This window comes from Streptomyces sp. NPDC059080, from assembly GCF_042739975.1.
Classification (GTDB): domain Bacteria; phylum Actinomycetota; class Actinomycetes; order Streptomycetales; family Streptomycetaceae; genus Streptomyces; species Streptomyces benahoarensis.
The window spans coordinates 275,997-278,558 of sequence record NZ_JBHYGX010000003.1 but is presented as its reverse complement, the minus strand read 5'-3'; the positions used below and the strand labels follow the sequence as shown (position 1 = coordinate 278,558).

General features: G+C 71.0%; 2 protein-coding genes. Both read right to left on the bottom strand.

Annotated features, from left to right (window positions below; translation table 11 throughout):
- Positions 1-180: 180 nt before the first annotated feature.
- Positions 181-1,185 (bottom strand): type I glyceraldehyde-3-phosphate dehydrogenase, encoded by a 1,005-nt coding sequence (gene gap / locus ACFWWQ_RS03590; RefSeq protein ID WP_384589404.1) that lies wholly within the window; start codon positions 1,183-1,185, stop codon positions 181-183.
- A 228-nt stretch (positions 1,186-1,413) separates the two neighbouring features.
- Positions 1,414-2,403 (bottom strand): DNA-binding protein WhiA, encoded by a 990-nt coding sequence (whiA, locus tag ACFWWQ_RS03585; protein WP_030282946.1) that lies wholly within the window; start codon positions 2,401-2,403, stop codon positions 1,414-1,416.
- Positions 2,404-2,562 lie beyond the last annotated feature (159 nt).

The following is a 2,562-nucleotide window of genomic DNA, read 5'->3' as shown; positions in this document are numbered from 1 at the left end:
GTCTCTGCGTGTTTGCCCCTCGTCCACTACCAGCGGTAACTACCAAGCACTCGCCCGTCGCCGGCCGGGCCGCGCCGCCCCGAGCTCCCGCCCCGCCGCGCCCGCCCCCCCCCCCCGACCGTACATCTCGGTGCGTGGGCGCCCGTGGCACGGGGCGCCCACCGGCTCAGCCGGTGGAGATCAGAGCTTGCCGCCGACGAAGGTGGTCAGGTCCACCAGGCGGTTGGAGTAGCCCCACTCGTTGTCGTACCAGCCGATGACCTTGACGCTCTTGCCCTGGACCATGGTCAGGGAGGAGTCGAAGGTGCAGGACGCCGGCCAGTTGACGATGTCCGAGGAGACGATCGGGTCCTCGGTGTACTCCACGATTCCCTTGAGCCGGCCCTCGGACGCCTTCTGGAAGGCGGCGTTGACCTCGTCCTTGGTGACCTCGCGCTCCAGCTCGACGACGAGGTCGGTGACGGAGCCGGTGGGGACCGGCACGCGCATGGCGATGCCGTCCAGCTTGCCGACCAGCTCCGGGATCACCAGCGCGGTGGCCTTGGCGGCACCGGTGGTGGTCGGGATGATGTTCTCCGCGGCGGCGCGGGCGCGGCGCAGGTCCTTGTGCGGGAAGTCGAGGATGCGCTGGTCGTTGGTGTAGGCGTGGACCGTGGTCATCAGGCCCTTGACGATGCCGAAGTTCTCCAGGAGAACCTTGGCCATCGGCGCCACGCAGTTGGTGGTGCAGGAGGCGTTGGAGATGACGTGGTGCGCGGCGGGGTCGTACTGGTCCTGGTTGACGCCCATGACGATGGTGATGTCCTCGTCCTTGGCGGGCGCGGAGATCAGGACCTTCTTGGCGCCGGCCGCGAGGTGCTTGGCGGCGTCGGCCTTCTTGGTGAAGATGCCGGTGGACTCGACGACGATGTCGGCGCCCAGCTCGGCCCACGGGAGGTTGGCGGGGTCGCGCTCCGCCATGGTCTTGAACGTCTGGTTGCCCACCGTGATCGTGTCGTCGGTGTGGCTGACGTCCTGCTTGAGGCGGCCCAGGATGGTGTCGTACTTCAGCAGGTGGACCAGGGTGGCATTGTCGGTCAGGTCGTTGACACCGACGATCTCGATGTCCGCACCCTGCTCCAGGAGCGCGCGGAAGTAGTTGCGACCAATGCGGCCGAATCCGTTGATGCCTACGCGGATCGTCACGAAACCGATCTCCTCGTTGGTGCGCCGGCAGCGATACCGGCGAGCTGTATGGGATGTCCCCGACCGACTTCGACCCTACCCCCAATGCGAGACATACGTGACATTGACATCGGCCGCAACCTCACACTCACGCCCGGATACGAAAAGCCCCCGGCATTCTCTCGGATACCGGGGGCAAACCGCCTCTGACCTGCTACGGAGCGGGTTTCTGCGAGTTTTGTGAAGGGGTCAGCCGACCATTCCGTCGGCCAGCTCCTCGGTGAGATTCGACTCGGTGCCGGGGATGCCGAGGTCCTGTGCGCGCTTGTCGGCCATCGCCAGCAGACGGCGGATCCGGCCGGCCACCGCGTCCTTGGTGAGCGGCGGGTCGGCGAGGGCGCCCAGCTCCTCCAGGGACGCCTGCTTGTGCTCCATCCGCAGCCGCCCGGCCGCCGCGAGGTGCTCGGGAACCTCCTCGCCGAGGATCTCCAGGGCCCGCTGGACCCGGGCCCCGGCCGCGACCGCGGCGCGGGCCGAGCGGCGGAGGTTGGCGTCGTCGAAGTTGGCGAGGCGGTTGGCGGTGGCCCGCACCTCGCGGCGCATCCGGCGCTCCTCCCACGCCAGCACCGATTCATGGGCGCCGAGCCGGGTCAGCAGGGCGCCGATCGCGTCGCCGTCCCGGACGACGACGCGGTCCACGCCGCGGACCTCGCGCGCCTTGGCGCCGATGCCCAGCCGCCGGGCCGCGCCGACCAGCGCGAGCGCCGCCTCGGGACCGGGGCAGGTGACCTCCAGCGACGAGGAACGGCCCGGCTCGGTGAGCGAACCGTGGGCGAGGAAGGCGCCGCGCCAAGCCGCCTCGGCGTCGCAGGTCGCGCCGGACACCACCTGCGGGGGCAGCCCGCGGATCGGGCGGCCGCGGCCGTCGACCAGGCCGGTCTGGCGGGCCAGCTGATCACCGCCCGCCACCACCCGTACGACGTACCGGCTGCCGCGCCGCAGCCCGCCGGGGGCCATCACCACCAGGTCGGAGGAGTGCCCGAAGATCTCCAGGATGTCCTTGCGGAGCCGCCGGGCCGCGATGCCGGTGTCCAGCTCCGCCTCGATCACGATGCGCCCGCTCACCAGGTGCAGACCGCCCGCGAACCGCAGGATCGACGAGACCTCCGACTTCCGGCAGCAGGTCCGGGTGACGGGGAGCCGGGAGATTTCATCCTTCACCGCTGCCGTCATCGCCATGGGCCGATCCTTCCATGCATCCGAAAAATACGGTCGTACGCGGCGGCCAGCAGCTCGGGGTCGTGCCGGTCCGGGGGGGGGCGCCCCCCGCGGGGGGGGCGGGGGCCCGCCCGCCGGCGCGCGGCCCGCGCCCCCCCCGCCCGCGCGGCCGCCGCAGGG